This window comes from Bacillus sp. FSL R7-0685, from assembly GCF_038002425.1.
Taxonomy (GTDB): Bacteria; Bacillota; Bacilli; order Bacillales; family Bacillaceae; genus Bacillus; species Bacillus subtilis.
The window spans coordinates 3,115,485-3,136,443 of the sequence record NZ_JBBOCN010000001.1 but is presented as its reverse complement, the minus strand read 5'-3'; the positions used below and the strand labels follow the sequence as shown (position 1 = coordinate 3,136,443).

The window sequence follows — 20,959 nt, the reverse complement described above, 5'->3', positions numbered from 1 at the left end:
GGAGGGTAAACAAACGGATGCCTGATACAAAAGATCTTCAATATTCTTTGACCGGGGCGCAAACTGGCATATGGTTTGCTCAGCAGCTTGATCCGGACAATCCAATCTACAATACAGCGGAATATATAGAAATCAATGGACCAATCAATATTGCTCTTTTTGAAGAAGCTTTGCGGCACGTGATCAAGGAAGCGGAATCGCTGCATGTCCGCTTCGGTGAAAATATGGACGGGCCTTGGCAGATGATAAACCCGTCTCCGGATGTACAGCTGCACGTCATTGACGTCAGCTCTGAGCCTGATCCGGAAAAAACAGCATTAAACTGGATGAAAGCTGATTTAGCAAAGCCGGTTGATTTAGGGTATGACCCTTTGTTCAATGAAGCTCTGTTTATTGCCGGGCCTGATCGTTTCTTTTGGTATCAGCGCATTCACCATATAGCGATCGACGGCTTCGGTTTTTCCCTGATAGCCCAGCGTGTGGCAAGTACATATACTGCGCTTATAAAAGGACAAACAGCTAAAGGCCGTTCCTTTGGGTCTCTCCAGGCCATTTTGGAGGAGGATACAGATTATCGCGGATCAGAGCAGTATGAGAAGGATCGTCAATTCTGGCTGGACCGTTTTGCAGATGCACCTGAAGTTGTGAGCTTGGCTGATCGGGCGCCAAGAACATCTAACAGTTTTCTTCGTCATACGGCATATCTGCCTCCGTCTGATGTAAACGCGTTAAAAGAAGCGGCGCGCTATTTCTCAGGAAGCTGGCATGAAGTCATGATTGCGGTGTCAGCTGTTTATGTGCACCGTATGACCGGCTCTGAGGATGTTGTGCTCGGCCTGCCCATGATGGGTCGGATAGGGTCCGCGTCACTGAATGTACCGGCTATGGTGATGAACCTTCTCCCGCTCCGGCTGACGGTAAGCTCTTCGATGAGCTTTTCTGAACTGATTCAGCAAATTTCCCGGGAAATCCGCAGTATTCGGCGACATCATAAGTATCGCCATGAAGAGCTTCGGCGCGATCTGAAATTGATAGGAGAAAATCATAGATTATTTGGCCCTCAAATCAATCTTATGCCGTTTGATTACGGTCTCGACTTTGCCGGCGCCCGGGGCACAACGCATAATCTTTCAGCAGGTCCTGTTGATGATCTATCAATCAATGTATATGACAGAACAGACGGCAGCGGGCTGCGAATTGATGTTGATGCGAATCCCGAGGTATACAGTGAGTCTGATATTAAGCTTCATCAGCAGCGTATCCTGCAGCTGCTGCAAACGGCTTCTGCCGGAGAGGACATGCTGATTGGGCAAATGGAGCTTCTGTTGCCAGAGGAGAAAGAAAAAGTCATTTCTAAATGGAATGAGACGGCAAAATCCGAGAAGCTGGTCAGCCTTCAGGACATGTTCGAAAAGCAGGCAGTTCTTACGCCAGAACGTATCGCTCTCATGTGTGATGACATTCAAGTCAACTATCGAAAGCTCAATGAAGAGGCAAACCGCCTCGCGCGTCTGTTGATCGAAAAAGGGATTGGTCCGGAGCAGTTTGTCGCTTTGGCGCTGCCGCGTTCCCCTGAGATGGTGGCCTCAATGCTTGGTGTGCTCAAGACTGGTGCGGCGTATCTCCCCCTTGATCCGGAGTTTCCAGCCGACCGCATTTCTTACATGCTGGAGGATGCGAAACCTTCATGCATCATAACGACTGAGGAAATAGCAGCCAGTCTGCCTGATAACCTGGCTGTACCGGAGCTTGTGCTTGATCAGGCTGTTACACAGGAGATTATAAAACGCTATTCGCCGGAAAATCCGGATGTATCGGTTTCTCTTGACCATCCTGCGTATATCATCTATACCTCAGGATCAACAGGAAGACCGAAGGGAGTCGTTGTGACACAGAAAAGCTTAAGCAATTTTCTGCTGTCCATGCAGGAGGCATTTTCTCTAGGAGAAGAAGACAGGCTGTTGGCTGTGACGACTGTCGCTTTTGATATTTCAGCATTGGAGTTATATCTTCCGCTGATTAGCGGAGCGCAAATCGTGATCGCAAAGAAAGAAACGATCCGTGAGCCGCAGGCATTAGCTCAAATGATTGAAAATTTCGATATTAACATCATGCAGGCGACACCGACACTGTGGCACGCTTTGGTAACGAGTGAACCTGAGAAACTTCGGGGGCTTAGAGTGCTTGTAGGAGGCGAGGCGCTGCCGAGCGGTCTTTTGCAGGCGCTTCAAGATCTTCATTGTTCAGTCACGAACTTATACGGTCCCACTGAAACAACGATTTGGTCTGCCGCAGCTTTTCTTGAAGAAGGGTTGCAGGGCGTTCCTCCGATTGGGAAACCGATTTGGAACACGCAGGTGTATGTGCTTGATAATGGATTGCAGCCGGTGCCGCCGGGCGTTGTCGGAGAGCTTTATATTGCAGGCACCGGCTTGGCCAGAGGTTATTTCCATCGCCCTGATTTAACGGCGGAGCGCTTCGTTGCAGATCCATACGGACCGCCGGGAACTAGGATGTATCGGACCGGAGACCAGGCCCGCTGGCGTGCCGATGGGTCTTTGGATTATATCGGGCGGGCGGATCATCAAATCAAAATTCGCGGATTCCGAATTGAACTTGGAGAAATTGATGCCGTGCTTGCCAATCACCCGCACATTGAACAGGCCGCGGTTGTCGTACGGGAAGATCAGCCGGGAGACAAACGATTGGCGGCTTATGTAGTCGCTGATGCTGCTATTGATACTGCAGAGCTTCGTCGTTATATGGGGGCCAGTCTTCCTGATTATATGGTACCGGCGGCGTTTGTGGAGATGGACGAGCTGCCGTTAACACCTAATGGCAAGCTTGACCGGAAAGCACTGCCGGCACCAGACTTCAGCACATCTGTCAGTGATCGGGCCCCGCGGACTCCTCATGAAGAGATATTGTGTGACTTGTTTGCAGAGGTTCTCGGTTTGGCACGCGTCGGTATCGATGACAGTTTCTTCGAGCTTGGGGGCCATTCTCTCCTTGCAGCCCGTCTGATGAGCCGCATTCGCGAGGTAATGGGAGCCGAACTTGGTATCGCCAAGCTCTTTGACGAACCGACAGTAGCCGGACTCGCTGCCCATCTTGATTTGGCGCAGAGTGCACGTCCCGCTTTGCAGAGAGCTGAGCGGCCTGAAAAGATCCCGCTATCATTTGCCCAGCGCCGGCTATGGTTCCTGCATTGTCTGGAAGGACCGAGTCCTACTTATAATATTCCGGTTGCTGTCCGTTTGTCAGGTGAGTTGGATCAAGGATTGCTGAAAGCGGCACTTTATGACCTCGTCTGCCGTCATGAAAGCCTTCGGACGATCTTCCCTGAATCACAGGGGACATCCTATCAGCATATTTTAGATGCCGATCAAGCCCATCCTGAGTTACATGTTACTGAAATTGCTGAGAAGGAGCTTTCTGATCGGCTTGCCGAAGCTGTACGCTACAGCTTTGATCTTGCAGCTGAACCTGCTTTTCGTGCCGAGCTTTTTGTGATCGGTCCTGACGAGTACGTGCTGCTTCTTCTCGTACATCATATTGTCGGGGACGGCTGGTCCTTAACACCGCTGACCCGAGACCTTGGGACGGCTTATGCGGCTCGCTGCCACGGACGATCTCCCGAATGGGCGCCTCTTGCTGTGCAGTATGCAGACTATGCGCTTTGGCAGCAAGAACTGCTTGGAAACGAGGATAATCCAAATAGCTTGATTGCCGGTCAGCTTGCTTTCTGGAAAGAAACCTTGAAAAACCTGCCTGATCAGCTTGAACTGCCAACCGATTATTCACGTCCGGCTGAGCCGAGTCATGATGGAGATACGATTCATTTTCGTATTGAGCCCGAGTTTCACAAGCGATTGCAGGAGCTGGCTCGCGCAAATAGGGTGAGCCTGTTTATGGTGCTTCAATCCGGTCTTGCCGCTTTATTGACAAGGCTCGGGGCGGGCACCGACATTCCGATCGGCAGTCCGATCGCGGGACGGAATGATGATGCGCTGGGCGATCTTGTAGGGCTGTTTATTAATACATTGGTGCTCAGAACTGATACGTCCGGTGACCCAAGCTTTCGTGAGCTTCTAGACAGAGTACGGAAAGTGAACCTGGCCGCCTATGACAATCAGGATCTGCCGTTTGAGAGACTTGTAGAGGTGCTCAATCCGGCTCGTTCGCGTGCGACGCATCCTTTATTCCAAATCATGCTTGCGTTCCAAAACACACCGGACGCTGAACTGCATCTTCCTGATATGGAGAGCAGCCTGCGAATCAACAGTGTCGGTTCTGCCAAGTTTGATTTGACGCTGGAAATCAGTGAAGATCGCCTTGCTGACGGGACACCAAACGGGATGGAAGGACTGCTTGAATACAGCACTGATCTTTTCAAGCGGGAAACTGCTCAGGCTCTTGCTGACCGATTGATGCGCCTGTTGGAGGCTGCCGAGTCTGATCCTGACGAGCAAATCGGAAATCTGGATATTCTTGCACCAGAGGAACGCAGCAGCATGGTGACAGATTGGCAAAGTGTATCTGAAAAGATTCCGCACGCAAGTTTGCCAGAGCAGTTTGAGAAGCAGGCTGCTTTACGTCCTGATGCTATTGCCGTTATATATGAAGATCAGGCACTGAGCTATGCAGAGCTGAATGAAAGAGCAAACCGGCTTTCCCGATTCCTAATTAGTGAAGGTGTCGGGCCGGAGCAATTTGTGGCATTGGCACTGCCCCGATCGTTGGAAATGGCTGTCGGCCTATTGGCGGTGCTAAAGGCCGGGGCAGCTTATCTCCCTCTTGATCCGGATTATCCGGCTGATCGAATTGCTATTATGCTAAAAGATGCCCAGCCTGCGTTTATCATGACGAACACTAAAGCTGCAAATCACATTCCGCCAGTTGAAAACGTGCCGAAAATCGTGCTGGATGATCCCGAGCTGGCAGAGAAACTAAACACGTACCCTGCAGAGAATCCAAAAAATAAGGATAGGACTCAGCCGCTTTCGCCTTTGAATACGGCATATGTCATTTATACATCCGGCTCAACAGGTGTTCCAAAAGGTGTGATGATTCCTCACCAAAATGTAACACGTTTATTTGCAGCGACCGAGCACTGGTTCCGTTTCAGCTCAGACGATATCTGGACCATGTTCCATTCCTATGCGTTTGATTTTTCGGTGTGGGAGATCTGGGGTCCTCTGCTGCATGGCGGACGTCTTGTGATCGTGCCTCACCACGTCAGCAGATCGCCAGAAGCGTTTCTGCGCCTGCTTGTCAAAGAGGGTGTGACTGTTCTGAACCAGACACCGTCTGCTTTCTATCAGTTTATGCAGGCGGAACGGGAACAGCCGGATCTCGGACAGGCACTCAGTCTGCGCTATGTCATTTTTGGCGGAGAAGCGCTAGAACTCAGCCGTTTAGAGGATTGGTATAACCGCCACCCTGAAAATAGACCGCAGCTTATCAATATGTATGGTATTACAGAAACGACGGTGCATGTGAGCTATATCGAATTAGACCGAAGCATGGCAGCTTTACGGGCAAACAGCTTGATCGGCTGCGGCATTCCCGATCTTGGTGTATACGTGCTGGATGAACGCCTGCAGCCGGTTCCGCCGGGTGTTGCCGGAGAGCTGTATGTATCAGGAGCGGGGTTAGCACGAGGTTATCTAGGCCGGCCTGGTTTAACATCTGAACGCTTCATAGCTGATCCGTTCGGTCCTCCAGGCACCCGGATGTACCGCACTGGGGATGTGGCCCGCCTCCGCGCTGACGGTTCCCTCGACTATGTCGGCCGTGCAGACCATCAAGTGAAAATTCGGGGATTCCGAATTGAATTGGGAGAAATTGAAGCCGCACTTGTTCAGCATCCGCAGCTTGAAGATGCGGCAGTGATCGTTCGTGAGGATCAGCCGGGAGATAAACGGTTGGCAGCTTATGTCATCCCTTCGGAAGAAACATTTGATACGGCGGAACTGCGCAAATATGCTGCGGAGAGACTGCCGGATTACATGGTGCCTGCTGCCTTTATGACGATGAAAGAATTGCCGCTGACACCGAATGGAAAGCTTGATCGTAAAGCGCTGCCCGCTCCGGATTTCGCAGCGGCAGTGACAGGACGAGGACCGAGAACGCCGCAGGAAGAAATTCTCTGTGACCTCTTTATGGAGGTGCTTCACTTGCCGCGTGTCGGCATTGATGACCGTTTCTTTGATTTAGGCGGACATTCCTTGCTTGCTGTACAGCTCATGAGCCGCATTCGTGAAGCGCTCGGCGTTGAACTCAGCATCGGCAACTTGTTCGAAGCACCTACTGTAGCCGGGCTCGCTGAAAGACTTGAAATGGGATCAAGCCAAAGCGCTCTTGACGTTCTGCTGCCGCTCCGAACAAGCGGAGACAAGCCTCCTTTATTCTGTGTTCATCCGGCAGGGGGGCTCAGCTGGTGTTATGCCGGTTTGATGACCAATATAGGAACAGATTATCCGATCTACGGCTTGCAGGCACGGGGAATCGGGCAGCGCGAGGAGCTTCCGAAAACACTTGATGGCATGGCTGCTGATTACATTAAACAAATCCGAACGGTTCAGCCGAAAGGCCCGTACCATCTGCTAGGCTGGTCTCTGGGCGGGAATGTCGTTCAAGCGATGGCGACCCAGCTGCAAAATCAAGGAGAAGAAGTTTCCCTATTGGTGATGCTGGATGCCTATCCAAACCACTTCCTTCCTATAAAAGAGGCGCCGGATGATGAGGAAGCGCTTATTGCCCTTCTGGCGTTAGGCGGGTATGATCCAGACAGCTTAGGGGAAAAACCGCTAGATTTTGAAGCGGCGATTGAGATTCTTCGCCGTGACGGCAGTGCGCTTGCGAGCCTGGATGAAACGGTCATTTTAAATTTGAAGAATACGTATGTCAATTCTGTCGGCATTTTAGGTTCCTATAAGCCGAAAACCTTCCGCGGAAATGTTTTGTTTTTCAGATCAACAATCATTCCTGAATGGTTTGACCCGATTGAACCTGACTCGTGGAAGCCTTATATTAACGGACAGATTGAACAAATCGACATCGACTGCCGTCATAAAGATTTATGTCAGCCGGAACCTCTGGCTCAAATCGGCAAGGTTCTCGCTGTCAAATTGGAAGAGTTGAATAAATAAGGGAGGAGAAATAGAATGGCAAATCCTTTTGAAAATGCGGATGGCACATATTTGGTGCTGGTCAATGAAGAAGGCCAATATTCCCTATGGCCGGGTTTTATAGATGTGCCGAGCGGCTGGACAGTCGTTCATGAGCAAAAAGGGCGTGAAGCTTGTTTGGACTATATCCAATCGCATTGGAGCGATATGAGGCCAAACAGCCTAAAGACTGTTGAAAATGTGTAATCGTATCAAAAAGAGACTGCTCGCCGCAGTCTCTTTTTCTAATCTTACGCAGACGTTTGGGTATGATCACAATCTCTGACCGGGTTTCCGTTTTCATCGGTACACCAAGATTGGGATAAAAACGCTAAAAACACAGCGGCCCACTGATCTGCAAACTGAATCAGAATACCCCCGTCATGCCAAGAGCCGTTGTCTTTTTTCCAGCGCGTATCCATTGCATTCCCTTGATTCATATGGATATTGTGCATTCCGTTAGTCGGGGTAAAGCCGAATATTTTATCTGCAGCCTGTTCAGGGCCGAATTTTGAACCGAATATATAAACCGGCGCTTTCTCATCTTGTGCTTTCTTCATATAGGTTTCAATAAAATCATTTAAATCATTATCAGGTCCTGTGATTTCATGAGGCAAAGGCTTCATTTCCCGCGGGTCAAACAAATTGCCCCGCACATAATCCAGTGCCACTTCACGGTTTGCTTCATTGATCCTTGTATATCCATACGGCATGTTCGGAAGGATGGTAATTGAGCCCGAATCAAACTGATCGTCAGCCAAATACAATACTTCAGATTCCTCAGAACTGGACATCACATTGATGGCGCACCTGTAATACGTATTCTCTTCACCGAGCATTTTGACTTGGAAATGAGGACTGTCATCATCTGTTTCCCGCTTCATGTCTAAGACTATGCCTTTTAACACGCCATATTGCTGAACAGCCATATGAATCCTCCTTTATGATCAACTTCATAGTCATAATTCGTGAAATGGTCTCTTTTTTCCTTTTAAAAAATAAAAAAGCCTGCAGAAATCTTTCTGCAAGCTCATTGTGAATTAAGCACCCGCCACAGATGATTCATCCTGTAAAGCTTTCTCGGCAGGAACATACTCATAGCCCAGATCTCTTGCTACAGCTTCATAGGTCACGTGTCCGTTTGCGGTGTTTAAACCCGCTCTCAGTGCCGCATTGTCTGCGAGCGCTTTTACTGCCCCTTTGTTCGCGATTTGCAGTGCGTATGGAACAGTAACGTTAGTCAGGGCGATTGTTGACGTACGAGGGACTGCGCCCGGCATGTTCGCTACAGCATAATGCACAACCCCGTGTTTTTCATATGTTGGCTGATCATGTGTTGTGATATGGTCGACAGTTTCGACGATGCCGCCTTGGTCGATCGCTACATCAACAATGACTGAACCAGGTTTCATTTGTTTTACCATTTCCTCAGTGACAAGAGTCGGAGCTTTAGCACCCGGAATTAATACCGCGCAAATGAGGAGATCCGCTTCCGCCACAGCATCAGCAATATTGACCGGATTAGAAATTAACGTTTTAATCTGATGGCCGAAGATGTCATCCAGCTGGCGCAAGCGGTCTGCGTTTAAGTCAATGATCGTCACATCTGCACCGAGGCCGACAGCCATTTTCGCCGCGTTTGTCCCGACAACGCCGCCGCCGATAATCGTTACTTTTCCGCGAGAAACGCCCGGCACTCCGGCAAGCAGAATGCCTTTTCCGCCTTTAGGCTTTTCTAAGAATTGAGCGCCGATTTGCGCCGCCATTCTGCCCGCAACCTCTGACATTGGCGTCAGAAGAGGCAATGTCCGGCCTTCACTGACCGTTTCATATGCGATGGCAGTTACTCCTTTATCCTTCAAGGCCTGTGCAAGCTCAGGCTCAGCTGCTAAATGAAGGTACGTAAACAGCACAAGTCCTTTGCGGAAATAAACATATTCTTCCGGCAGCGGTTCTTTTACCTTCATGACCATTTCGGCGTCCCAGACCTGTTTCGGATCAGCAATGATTTCCGCTCCTGCTGACTCATAGGCTTCATTTTCAAATCCGCTTCCAAGGCCCGCGCCTGTCTCAACCAGCACCCGGTGGCCGTTTGAAATGAGCTGAGAAACGCCCCCGGGTGTTAATGCGACACGGTTTTCATTGTTTTTTATCTCTTTAGGAACCCCTATGATCATATCTGTCTCCTCCTGTATCCTGTGATATTTTTAGTGTAGCTTGATATTTTGGAAAATTCTTTGTTTGATTAAGAAAATAAAAAAACATGAATTTGTGAAATTTCACAAATCCATGTGCCGAAGTTTGATATCTAAATAGATGGTGAATTTTTGATTCACATTTTTCAAATCAATTTCAGCGATCTGGCTGATCCGCTTGAGGCGGTAATTCAACGTATTAACGTGTATATTTAACAGCTTAGAAGCGGTATTCACGTTGCTGTCTGCTTCAATAAAGCGCTCTAGTGTTTCTACCATATTTGACTGGTGATCCCGGTCATATTGTTCCAGTTTGGAAAGCGAGTAATTATAATGGCCCGCCTGTTTCCGTTTTTCATATAAGACATCTAAGTATTGATAAATGCCTAACTCAGAAAAGCTGAAAAGATGTTTGGTCTCTTCAGTGAACCGTTCCTTCGTTTTTAAGACGGACAATGCTTCCTGATAGGAGCGGGAGACAAAAGAAATAGAGTTGTATATTCCGCCAAAAGCGATAGAAACGTCTTCTATTTTATACCGCTCCTTCAGCTGTTTTTGCGTACTTAAAGCAAACTGTTTTAAATCTTGAAAAGGATGATCTGTTTTGGGTGAGGTTAATATAATAAGTTCATTGGAATCTACGGTCGCCAGCAGCACGTAAACCTGCTGGGTCGTTTCCTGTAAATATTGCAGCTGCTGTTCGATTTTTTCAGTCAGCTCACCATTTATGCGGATGATCATAACGGAAAACTCTGAAGGAGCGGCCATTCCAAGCTTATGGAACCCATCCGCCATATCATCCTCCTGATGGATGTGTCCGGTCAGCATTTTCCAGAAAAATTCTTGGCTGCGTTCTTCATTTTTCGTTTTTCTGATTTGAAGTTTGAGAAGCTTGTTTTTCACTGCTTTTGCTGCCATTTGCAATGTCAGCAGATCTTCATCGGACAATGTTTTTTGGATCTCAAGCGCCCATATGAAGCCAAGTACTTGCTTGTTTTTCCAAATCGAAATAGCGACGCGATTGCTCAGCCCGACTTCATCAATTTGCTTGACTCTGATCGGCTGGTCCGTTTTTAAGAGAGCTGGAATTGTCCCGTCTTTCCACAGCTTGTTAATCACCTTCTCCGGTACCCTTCTGCCAATAATGGTAGACGTCCGGGCAGGGTCTGTGCAGTCGCTGTGTGTACTGTAGGCAAGCAGTTTGTGGTTAACATCCTCTATGGTGATCGGGCACCGCAGAACGTCGCTGATATGATCAGCCACATCTTCAAGTCTGTCAAAACTATATTTAAACGGATCATTCGGCATGGTCATAAATCTCCCTACTTTTCGTGCTTGATTTCTCTTTGACATCTCATCCCCTTCCTTTTATTATGATTGTTGTTGTTTGTGAAAATCAACAACAAAGAACAGAAGCAAAAAAACAATTTCATGAGAGAAACGTTCTATATACATTTGGCGGTGTAATCGCCTTTTTGCAGGACAGTTGTATGCCTCATATAACGACAGCTTATCCTATTAATCTTCTAAGAAAGTCATCGGAGGCGAGACTAATTAAGGAAAGAAAAAACTGAACCTTTCAGAAATGGTGCTGTAGCATCAAATTTTCTGAAAGGTTTTTTTTGGGAGTTGGAGAGTTATTTGGGTCTTTTGGATTATTCGGAGAATGAAGAGAAGATTAAGAAAATAAACCTATTTACTTTACATTATATGTCATTTTTAAGGGATTCGGTGTAAACCATTGGACTCATTTTGTAAAATTAAAACATATTTGTTTGACTATGCCGAAAAACTGTTTTTATAATAATGACGTTCTAAAAATAAGTGAATTAGCCCATATTTAGGCTGATGGCACAGGAGGTAATGAGGAATATGGCAGGATTAATTCGTGTCACACCCGAAGAGCTAAGAGCGATGGCGAAGCAATACGGCGTTGAAAGCCAAGAAGTATTAAATCAGGTTGATCGTTTAAACCGAATGATCTCTGATTTGAAAAGCATGTGGGAAGGTGCTTCAAGCGAAGCGTTCGCAGATCAATACGAGCAGCTCAAACCTTCATTTATCAAAATGTCAGATTTGCTTCAAGATGTGAATCAGCAGCTTGATCAAACAGCAAATACACTTGAGTCTACTGACCAAGACATCGCAAATCAAATCCGCGGATAACAGTATGAAAGGGAAGGAGCGCCTGATTCAAAAGAAGACGGCGCTCTTTCTATGTAAGGGTGATCCTAAATGTATATTGATATTACAATAGATTTGAAACATTATAACGGCAGTGTCTTTGATCTCAGATTGTCAGATTACCACCCGGTGAAAAAAGTAATTGATATTGCTTGGCAGGCCCAAAGCGTATCTATGCCTCCGCGCGAAGGGCACTGGATCAGAGTGGTGAACAAGGATAAGGTGTTTTCCGGAGAATGCAAGCTGTCTGATTGCGGCATTACAAACGGAGACCGGCTTGAAATATTATGAAAGGATCTGGTTGAATGTCAGGTAAACAAAAATCATATTTAGAAAACCAATTAGAAGCTGTTGCCGAGAAAACAGATGCCGGCTATACATTTACCTTTCAACGGGAAAAAATAAAGCTTCTCGACGGTCTTGAAGCTAACGTGATCAAAGATATAAATCCATTTTTTCATAAAGAAATCGATGTGACGGATGATGAAGTAATCATCACAATCCAACCTCCCTCCTCCTATAAAGCATTCCGCTTCATGAAAGCTAAGGATAAAAAAAGTAAATGGCAGTTTGCCTATCAGCTTGTTCAAGCCGTACAGCAGCACAATCTGTCGAGGCTGAATTTGATTGTCGCTCCTGAAAACATTGTATTCGATAAAGGGCTTACGCCTTATTTTCTCCATTATGGAGTAAAAGAAAGCATTCCTCCTTACGAGCGTGATGAGGAAAGAGTATGGCAGGAGCTGAAAGCGGCAGCGGCTTTGGCAGTTGACGGCGCTTTTGCGTTTGAAGACTACCTGAAATTCAATGAAACGCTGACGTTTTCCGCAGAGGCAAAGGCGATATTAGATGCTGAATCCTATGATGATTTGCTCGAGCTGATTCAAACCCATATTGATGAGCTCGAAGCCAAAGCAAAAACATACATACATATCCCGAGAAAGAAGTGGAACATCCAGCGATATATCGGCCTGGGGCTCATTGTTTTGCTTGTACCGGCACTTATTTATTCGATGTACGCCTTATTTTTCGCGCAGCCAAAGCACCAGGCGATAGTGGACAGCAACCGTGCGTTCTTAAACAAGCAGTACAGTGAAGTCATCAGCACACTGTCCAAGTACGATGCGGAAAGCCTGCCTGAATCGGTGCAGTATCAGCTGGCGACGTCCTATGTTGAGGTCGAAAACCTGGGGAGTGCAAAAACCAAAAATATAGAAAATAATTTAGTCACCCTTCAATCAGACCCTCAGCATTTCTTATATTGGATTGATTATGGTCGAGGAGAATACAAAGAAGCGATCAGTATCGGCCGCAAGCTGGAATACAATGATTATATTTACTTTGCCCTAGCTAAATATAAACAGCAGCTTTTATCTGAGGATACAAATGATGAAGATATACAAAAAGAACTTGATTCAGTAAATAGTGAGCTTGAAAAAGCCCAAAAAGAACGTCAAGAAAATAAACAGTCTAATTCTGAAACATCGTTAGTCGATACAAGCGAAGAACAGACACAAACAGACGAAGAAAAACAAGCAGAAGAGAAAGCGGCGGAAGAAAAAGCCACAGCCCAGGAAAAAGCGAAAAAAGAAGAACAGAAGAAAAAAGAAGACGAGAAAAAAGAAACAGAAAAGAAAGATGAGAAAAAAGATGACAAATAACGTGAGACATGAAGCACAGGTCATCGCATGCTGCCATTCGGCCGTAAGGGGGTTCGCCATTTGAGTCTATTATGGGTTTTTTACCAAAATAACGTTCAAAAATTAAATCTGTCTAACCTCCCGTCGTCTCATCCGGTGACTATAGGGCCTGATGTGAAGGATTCCGTTACGATCAGCTCCATTCCATTTAATAGCGGAGTGGTTTCTCTTAAAAGAAAGGAATCCGGCGGCAAATACGAAGTTTTCCTGGGAAATGATTGTCTCGGCACGATTGAGACGGATATATCATTTACTCTCCAAATGGATCAGCAGGATATACGCTTGATATTGACGGGCAGTGAACCTGAGAAATCCGTTTATTTTACGGGAAATCGGGATGAAATTGTATGTTCCTCAGAAAAAACGAATGCAGATATTTATCTGAATCCGCAAGATTTTGCATTTGCAGAACAAAGCACGTTTTCTTTGCTTCGTGCAGGCGGCAGCTGGTCGGTCCGCCCTGAAAGCGGAACGATCTTCTTGAACGGAGAGAAAATCAACGCCAATACGCCGCTCAAGCCGGGGGATGAAATATTCTGGAACTTCACGCAAATGAGGGTGACGGAACAAGACCTTTTAGAAATTGTTCATTATGCCCAGTTTGAAACAGCGTTAACAGAAACGGTCAAACCGAGTACAGAGATGCAGAAAAAATATCCGCAGTACAGAAGAACGCCGCGGATGGTATACGATCTGCCGGATGACCGCGTTTCTTTCAGTTTTCCCTCTCAGGAGAGCGATCAAACCAACAGAGGGCTGTGGCTCGTCATCCTGCCTCCGCTTGTGATGCTGATCGTGATGGGCGTAGTTGCCATCATCCAGCCGCGCGGCATATTTATACTCGTTTCTTTGGCCATGTTTATGATGACTCTCATTACCTCGACAGTGCAATATTTCCGGGATAAAAACCAGCGGAAAAAACGCGAGGAAAAACGGGAGCGTGTATATAAGCTTTACTTAGACAATAAGCGGAAAGAGCTTCAGGCACTTGCTGAAAAGCAAAAGCAGGTTCTTGAATTTCACTTTCCTTCATTTGAACAAATGAAATACTTAACAAGTGAAATCAGTGACCGGATCTGGGAAAAATCACTTGAAAGCAAGGATTATCTCCAGCTGCGGCTTGGGACGGGAACAGTTCCGTCAAGCTATGAAATCAATATGAGCGGCGGAGACTTGGCGAATCGTGATATCGATGACCTCATGGAGAAATCGCAGCACATGCAGCGCGTCTATAAAGATATCCGCAATGCGCCGGTGACGGTCGATTTGGCAGAAGGTCCGATGGGGCTTGTCGGTAAATCGCAAATTGTGAAAAATGAGATTCACCAGCTGATCGGACAGCTGTCGTTCTTTAACAGCTATCACGATTTGCGTTTTGTATTTATTTTTCATGAAGAAGAGTATAAAGACTGGGAGTGGATGAAGTGGCTTCCGCAATTTCAAATGCCCCATATTTATGCAAAAGGATTTATTTATAATGAGCAAACCCGAGATCAGCTCCTGTCTTCACTTTACGAATTGATCAGAGAGCGTGATCTCGAAGATGACAAAGAAAAACTGCAGTTCAAACCGCATTTTGTATTTGTCATCACGAATCAGCAGCTGATCTCCGAGCATGTCATTCTCGAATATTTAGAAGGACAGCATGAGCATCTGGGCACCTCGACAATTGTCGCTGCGGAAACAAAGGAAAGCTTGTCGGAAAACATTACGACTCTTGTCCGCTACATTAATGAGCATGAAGGCGACATTTTAATACAAAAGAAAAAAGCGGTAAGAATACCGTTCCGTCTCGATCATCATCAGCGTGAGGACAACGAACGGTTTTCACGCACACTGCGGACGCTGAACCACCAGGTCGGCATTACGAATTCCATTCCGGAAACGGTATCGTTCCTGGAGCTTTTTCATGCGAAGGAAGTAAAAGAAATCGGCATTCAGCAAAGATGGCTGACAAGTGAATCGTCGAAGTCGCTGTCAGTGCCGATCGGTTATAAAGGGAAAGATGACATTGTGTATCTGAACCTTCACGAAAAAGCACACGGTCCGCACGGCTTGCTTGCGGGGACAACGGGATCAGGGAAAAGTGAATTTCTCCAGACCTACATCTTGTCACTTGCAGTGCATTTTCATCCGCATGAAGCGGCTTTCTTACTAATTGACTATAAAGGCGGAGGAATGGCGCAGCCGTTCCGCAACATTCCCCACCTCCTCGGCACGATCACAAATATTGAAGGAAGCAAAAACTTCAGTATGCGTGCGCTTGCTTCCATTAAAAGCGAGCTGAAAAAAAGGCAGCGCCTGTTTGACCAGTATCAAGTCAATCACATCAATGACTATACAAAGCTGTACAAGCAAGGGAAAGCAGAAGTGGCGATGCCTCACTTGTTCTTAATTTCTGATGAGTTTGCCGAGCTGAAAAGCGAGGAGCCTGATTTTATCAGGGAGCTTGTCAGTGCCGCGCGTATCGGACGAAGCCTCGGCGTTCATTTGATTTTGGCGACACAGAAGCCAGGCGGCATCATCGACGACCAGATCTGGAGTAACTCGCGCTTTAAAGTAGCGCTCAAGGTCCAGGATGCCACCGACAGTAAAGAAATTTTGAAAAACAGCGATGCCGCAAACATTACCGTAACAGGCCGCGGCTATTTGCAGGTCGGAAACAATGAAGTGTATGAGCTTTTCCAATCTGCATGGAGCGGGGCGCCTTACTTAGAGGAAGTCTACGGTACCGAGGATGAAATCGCGATCGTTACAGATACGGGTCTGATCCCGCTTTCTGAGGTTGATACCGAAGATAACGCGAAAAAAGACGTTCAAACCGAAATCGAAGCTGTAGTTGACGAAATTGAACGCATCCAAGATGAAATGGGAATCGAGAAGCTGCCAAGCCCTTGGCTTCCGCCGCTTGCGGAACGTATTCCGCGCACTCTTTTCCCTTCAAACGAAAAAGACCATTTCCACTTTGCGTATGTCGATGAACCTGATCTGCAAAGACAAGCGCCAATTGCTTATAAGATGATGGAAGATGGAAATATCGGCATCTTCGGCTCTTCGGGCTACGGAAAATCGATTGCAGCCGCAACGTTCCTGATGAGTTTTGCGGACGTATACACACCTGAAGAGCTTCATGTCTATATCTTTGATTTCGGAAACGGAACGCTGCTGCCATTAGCGAAGCTCCCGCATACCGCGGATTACTTCCTGATGGACCAGTCAAGAAAAATTGAAAAGTTCATGATTCGCATCAAAGAAGAAATTGACCGCCGTAAACGTTTGTTCCGGGAAAAAGAAATCAGCCACATCAAAATGTACAATGCGCTGAGCGAAGAAGAGCTTCCATTCATTTTTATCACCATTGACAACTTTGACATTGTCAAGGATGAGATGCATGAGCTTGAATCGGAATTTGTCCAGCTTTCCAGAGACGGACAAAGCTTGGGTATCTACTTTATGCTGACAGCAACGCGGGTGAATGCTGTCCGCCAGTCATTGTTAAATAACTTGAAAACAAAGGTTGTCCATTATCTCATGGATCAATCAGAAGGATATTCCATTTACGGCCGTCCGAAATTCAATCTTGAGCCGATTCCGGGACGCGTCATCATTCAAAAGGAAGAGCTTTATTTCGCGCAAATGTTCCTGCCTGTTGACGCCGATGATGATATCGGCATGTTCAACGAGCTGAAATCAGACGTACAGAAACTTCAAGGGCGATTTGCTTCATTGGAGCAGCCGGCACCGATTCCGATGCTGCCTGAGAGCCTGACAACGAGAGAATTTTCTCTCCGCTTCAAGCTGGAACGCAAGCCTTTATCTGTACCGATCGGGCTTCATGAAGAAACAGTCAGCCCAGTCTATTTTGATTTGGGCAAGCATAAGCACTGCCTGATTTTAGGCCAGACTCAGCGCGGGAAAACAAACGTCCTAAAAGTCATGCTCGAACATCTGATTGATGATGAAACCGAAATGATCGGCCTGTTTGACTCGATTGACCGCGGCTTATCTCATTATGCGAAGGAATCAGATGTTTCATATTTGGAAACGAAAGAAGATATTGAGCAGTGGATTGAAACAGCAGAAGACATTTTCAAAACAAGAGAAGCCATGTATGTAGAAGCCGTCCGCCAAGGAGACGCGCAAAATCTTCGATTCTCACAAGTGGTGCTGATGATTGACGGGATAACGAGATTCCAGCAGACGATTGATACGAGAATACAAGACCGTCTCGCTAACTTCATGAAATCATACGCTCATCTTGGCTTCAGTTTTATCCCGGGTGGTAACCACAGCGAATTCTCAAAAGGCTATGACTCCTTGACGACTGAGATGAAGCAAATCCGCCACGCGATTCTGCTGATGAAAAAGTCTGAGCAAAATGTCATTCCTCTCCCGTACCAAAGACAGGAGCCGGAGATTCAGCCGGGCTTCGGATATGTTGTGGAAAACGGGAAGGAGCAAAAAGTTCAAATTCCTTTATGTTCTGCTGAAAGGGAGAGTGCTAGATGACAGAACAACGAAAAAGCTTGATCAAGTTAATATCCGCCGTCATCATCATTTTGCTGCTGCCGGTGTTGTTTTTCCGATTTATCGGAGACGATCCGACGAAAAAAGCAGTCAATTCCACCCGGCAAATCGCGGTGGTGAATGAAGACACAGGCGTATTGAGTGATGAGGTAAAGTCTGATGAAGAGGACAAATCCGCCCAGTTCGGCAAGGAAGTAGCGGCTGTTCTGGGTGAACGTCCTGATTATTCGTGGACGGTCGTAAACCGAAGCGCGGCCGAGACCGGTCTCGCTTCAAAGAAATATGATGCGATCGTCTACATTCCCTCAGACTTCTCAAAAAACATTTTGAGCTATGACAAAGACCATCCTCAAAAAGCAACGCTCGAATTCAGCATTCAAGATAACCTGAATGCGGTTAACAAAGAAAAAGTTCAGCGGGAGCTTGAGGATGCCCAAAAGACAATGAACAAAAAAATGTCGGCCTTATACTGGAACTTTGTTTCGCAAAAAGTGGACAACATCAGAGGAGAATTTGACAAGATCGTCAATAAAGAATCTGAATTCCAGAATGTCATGTACAACTTTTACAAACCAAGCTCTAATGATTTAGCAGGTGAAATCAAACAGCAAAAAGACTTAATCGATGAGCTGAAGAAATCAATGAATGAAGCGCAAGGCACGACAAAAGAAAAAGCTACTACGGCGGAGGAAGCCAAAAACACGCTGAAAGAATTCATTGATACAGTTGAAAGGTACAAAGAATATCAAGAGAATCAGAAAAAGCTGCTTTTGGCAGCCCAGGATTCAACACAGCAGCAAATCCGGACAGGTCTGGATGCCATCCAGGCACAGCAAAAGGCGAATCAGTTCAGCGAACGCATGAGCGGGTTGGCAACCGGGATCGGCCAAGCGAAGACACAGCTCGGACAAACCAGTAATGTGCTGGCAAACGCCCAGCAAATTAGGGAAGGGCAAGTGTCCCAGCAGGAACTTGGCATGGCAAAAATCCAAAGTGATTTAATCGAACAATATCAGGCCGCATCAAGACAGGCTGCACTAAATCAGGTGTATGAACTGCTTGTTTTGACGCGTCCGGCGCTAACTGTTGAGAAAGGGGACGACCCAGTCATAGACGATGGCTCTGACAACAATGATAAAGATAAAGACCCTAAAGAAGATGATCCTGAAGAACTCAAAATTGATCTTGAAAAACAGCGTGAAGAACTGAAAAATATCGCTGCTGATATTCAGGATATTTCAGACAATCTGAAGGAGCCTGAAAAAGAGGACCCTACTCCAGAGCCGGATACAAATTCCGGAAATAATGATGGAGACGGGACGATTCCAAATGATCAAAATGATAATTCTGGAGAAGACAATAACAGCAGTGATACCGGAAATGACGGACAAACGGACGGCAGTACTCAGGATCAAGACCAGCAGAAGGGAACAGACGGTCAGGAGCAGCCCAGCGATGCGTCAGACAGCGGAAAAACTGAAACGGGCACATCTGCCGAACAGACTGCTTCATCTGACTCAGCCCTTCAATTTATCAAGCTGGCAAATGAAGACGGTACCGGAGATTCAGGAGATACCGGCAGCGGCGGAGATACGACGGAGCCCGGGGACCAAGATCAACCAGGAAACGGCGACATTTCTGATATCGCCAAAGCAAAAGAACAGCTCAGCAAAGCGTCTGAGCGAATCAAGCAAATTGAAGAAGAGCTCAAAGAAAAAGAAACTGCTCATAATGAAGAGTTGAAAAAGAAGTTAGAGGAACTAACAGAGCAAATGAATGGTCTCACTGATGAAATTGATGACCTGAAAGACAAAGTGAAAAAGCTCGAAGGTAAACTTGAAAATCTCGAAGCGAAACGGAAGCGGGAGTTTGAAGGGATTTACAGTGCGATTCGCGAGCTTGAAAATAAAGATCAGCTTCAATTTTCAGGAGAAATCAATACAGAAAGCATCTCCGCTTTAATGAGATACTATAAATATTTGTCTGTTTATGACTCTGTATTATCCGGTACGATTGACAGTGCTGCGAAAACCAATGCCATTGAAGGCCAGCAGGGCAACGTCAAATCAGTCCTGGCTCTCACACCTGAAGAATCAGCCAGCTGGGAAGCTCTCAAAAACAACACGATGCAAACTGATGAAGATATTAACAGCTTCATCGACGGCATGACCAAATTTGCGGACGACTACAGCGGCTATATCCGTGACTCTCAAGCAGGTGTTCTCGACGAACTGACGAAAATCTCTGAAAGTGCCGCAAAAGCGTCAGAACAGCTTGTAACGGGCGCAACACAGGAATCTGCGACATTCAGCAACGATGGGCTGTCTGGCACCATGGCACTGAGTGTCCAAGATACGGTCGGCCAGGAAGTGCTGCAAATGTCAGACATGATGGGTTCATTGTCTGATCGCCAGTCAGGCATCATTGATTACACAACCAACATGCAGCAAAGCGTCAATGATGTTCAAGCGAAAGCCGACACCTTAAACAACAACTGGGGGAAAAATGTCGCCTCCACGAAACTCGTGCGAAATGACGTATACGGCATACTCGGAAATACATTAGTAGACGGGCAAAACAATGGCTATGTATATGATTACTTAGCGAATCCGCTTAAAATCAGCGGAGAGGTTCCGGAAGAAAAAATTCAGACGGTACCTCCGGTTGTCATCCTTGTCATTGTGTTGATCAGCAGTCTGTTAATCGGCTATTTCAGCTCGTATTACCAAAACGCACCGCTTCTCGTCAAAGGAGCGTTATTCGGAATTCTGAATATCCTTGTCGGACTTATGATCAGCTTGTTCGGTTTGAATATTTATTCACTGCCGGACGATCAGACGATTAAGTGGTCGGTGTTTACGATTCTATTGCTGGTCGCAAGCTCTGCCTTCATCCGGACGGCATTCAGATTCGGATCAATCCCTGGCTGGGTTGCTTCAGCGGCAATGATCCTATTCTATGTCGCACCGCTTATTGATTTGATCATGCCGAACTTTACATTTGAAGATCCGGTTTCGAAAGTATATATCGACATCCAGTACGGTACTGGGCACTTGTTTACAATGGGAATAACAGTTCTGCTGATCATTACGGTGATTGCCGCGGCTCTGCCGCTGATTATCCGGCTGATGGCTGAACACACAGCAGAAAGCGATGAAACGTATGAAGCGTGATCGCAGCA

10 protein-coding genes are annotated in these 20,959 nt (G+C 46.6%); 7 read left to right on the top strand and 3 right to left on the bottom strand.

Annotated features, from left to right (window positions below; translation table 11 throughout):
- The first annotated feature begins 17 nt into the window (after positions 1–17).
- Both dhbF and MKY50_RS16390 read left to right on the top strand, forming a co-directional pair.
- A complete protein-coding gene (gene dhbF, locus MKY50_RS16395; RefSeq protein ID WP_341116945.1) occupies positions 18–7,154 on the top strand; it encodes a non-ribosomal peptide synthetase DhbF in 7,137 nt (2,378 codons plus the stop codon).
- A gap of 15 nt (positions 7,155–7,169) precedes the next feature.
- Positions 7,170–7,379, top strand: coding sequence for an MbtH family protein (locus MKY50_RS16390; protein ID WP_003243183.1), 210 nt, complete (start codon positions 7,170–7,172; stop codon positions 7,377–7,379).
- 44 nt (positions 7,380–7,423) lie between these two features.
- On the opposite strand, the gene MKY50_RS16385 is transcribed toward MKY50_RS16390, so the two are convergent.
- From MKY50_RS16385 to adeR, 3 genes are all read right to left on the bottom strand, one after another.
- Positions 7,424–8,101 (bottom strand): YukJ family protein, encoded by a 678-nt coding sequence (locus MKY50_RS16385; RefSeq protein ID WP_003228755.1) that lies wholly within the window; start codon positions 8,099–8,101, stop codon positions 7,424–7,426.
- Between the two features lie 111 nt (positions 8,102–8,212).
- Complete coding sequence (gene ald / locus MKY50_RS16380) at positions 8,213–9,349, bottom strand: alanine dehydrogenase (RefSeq protein ID WP_014480718.1); 1,137 nt, start codon at positions 9,347–9,349, stop codon at positions 8,213–8,215.
- A 102-nt stretch (positions 9,350–9,451) separates the two neighbouring features.
- Positions 9,452–10,720: a sporulation transcriptional activator AdeR gene (adeR, locus tag MKY50_RS16375; protein WP_341116942.1), complete on the bottom strand. Its 1,269-nt coding sequence runs from the start codon at positions 10,718–10,720 to the stop codon at positions 9,452–9,454.
- Positions 10,721–11,239: 519 nt separating this feature from the next.
- On the opposite strand from adeR, the gene MKY50_RS16370 reads away from it, so the two are divergent.
- The 5 genes from MKY50_RS16370 to esaA all read left to right on the top strand — a co-directional run bounded on the left by MKY50_RS16370 (position 11,240) and on the right by esaA (position 20,951).
- Positions 11,240–11,533, top strand: a complete 294-nt coding sequence (locus tag MKY50_RS16370) for a WXG100 family type VII secretion target (protein ID WP_003220661.1) — start codon at positions 11,240–11,242, stop codon at positions 11,531–11,533.
- A gap of 69 nt (positions 11,534–11,602) precedes the next feature.
- A complete protein-coding gene (gene yukD, locus MKY50_RS16365) occupies positions 11,603–11,842 on the top strand; it encodes an ESX secretion system protein YukD (protein WP_003228763.1) in 240 nt (79 codons plus the stop codon).
- Positions 11,843–11,856: 14 nt separating this feature from the next.
- On the top strand, positions 11,857–13,212 hold the full coding sequence (gene essB / locus MKY50_RS16360) for a type VII secretion protein EssB (RefSeq protein ID WP_341116940.1): 1,356 nt from the start codon (positions 11,857–11,859) through the stop codon (positions 13,210–13,212).
- Positions 13,213–13,272: 60 nt separating this feature from the next.
- A complete protein-coding gene (gene essC, locus MKY50_RS16355; protein ID WP_341116937.1) occupies positions 13,273–17,760 on the top strand; it encodes a type VII secretion protein EssC in 4,488 nt (1,495 codons plus the stop codon).
- Positions 17,757–20,951 (top strand): type VII secretion protein EsaA, encoded by a 3,195-nt coding sequence (esaA, locus tag MKY50_RS16350; RefSeq protein ID WP_341116935.1) that lies wholly within the window; start codon positions 17,757–17,759, stop codon positions 20,949–20,951. The genes essC and esaA overlap by 4 nt, the downstream gene beginning before the upstream one ends.
- Positions 20,952–20,959: the final 8 nt, after the last annotated feature.

Bases quoted from the DNA above. Each gene is read 5' to 3' on its own strand.
- dhbF (WP_341116945.1), top strand. From the start codon at position 18: ATGCCTGATACAAAAGATCTTCAATATTCTTTGACCGGGGCGCAAACT.
- MKY50_RS16390 (WP_003243183.1), top strand. From the start codon at position 7,170: ATGGCAAATCCTTTTGAAAATGCGGATGGCACATATTTGGTGCTGGTC.
- MKY50_RS16385 (WP_003228755.1), bottom strand. From the start codon at position 8,101: ATGGCTGTTCAGCAATATGGCGTGTTAAAAGGCATAGTCTTAGACATG.
- ald (WP_014480718.1), bottom strand. From the start codon at position 9,349: ATGATCATAGGGGTTCCTAAAGAGATAAAAAACAATGAAAACCGTGTC.
- adeR (WP_341116942.1), bottom strand. From the start codon at position 10,720: ATGTCAAAGAGAAATCAAGCACGAAAAGTAGGGAGATTTATGACCATG.
- MKY50_RS16370 (WP_003220661.1), top strand. From the start codon at position 11,240: ATGGCAGGATTAATTCGTGTCACACCCGAAGAGCTAAGAGCGATGGCG.
- yukD (WP_003228763.1), top strand. From the start codon at position 11,603: ATGTATATTGATATTACAATAGATTTGAAACATTATAACGGCAGTGTC.
- essB (WP_341116940.1), top strand. From the start codon at position 11,857: ATGTCAGGTAAACAAAAATCATATTTAGAAAACCAATTAGAAGCTGTT.
- esaA (WP_341116935.1), top strand. From the start codon at position 17,757: ATGACAGAACAACGAAAAAGCTTGATCAAGTTAATATCCGCCGTCATC.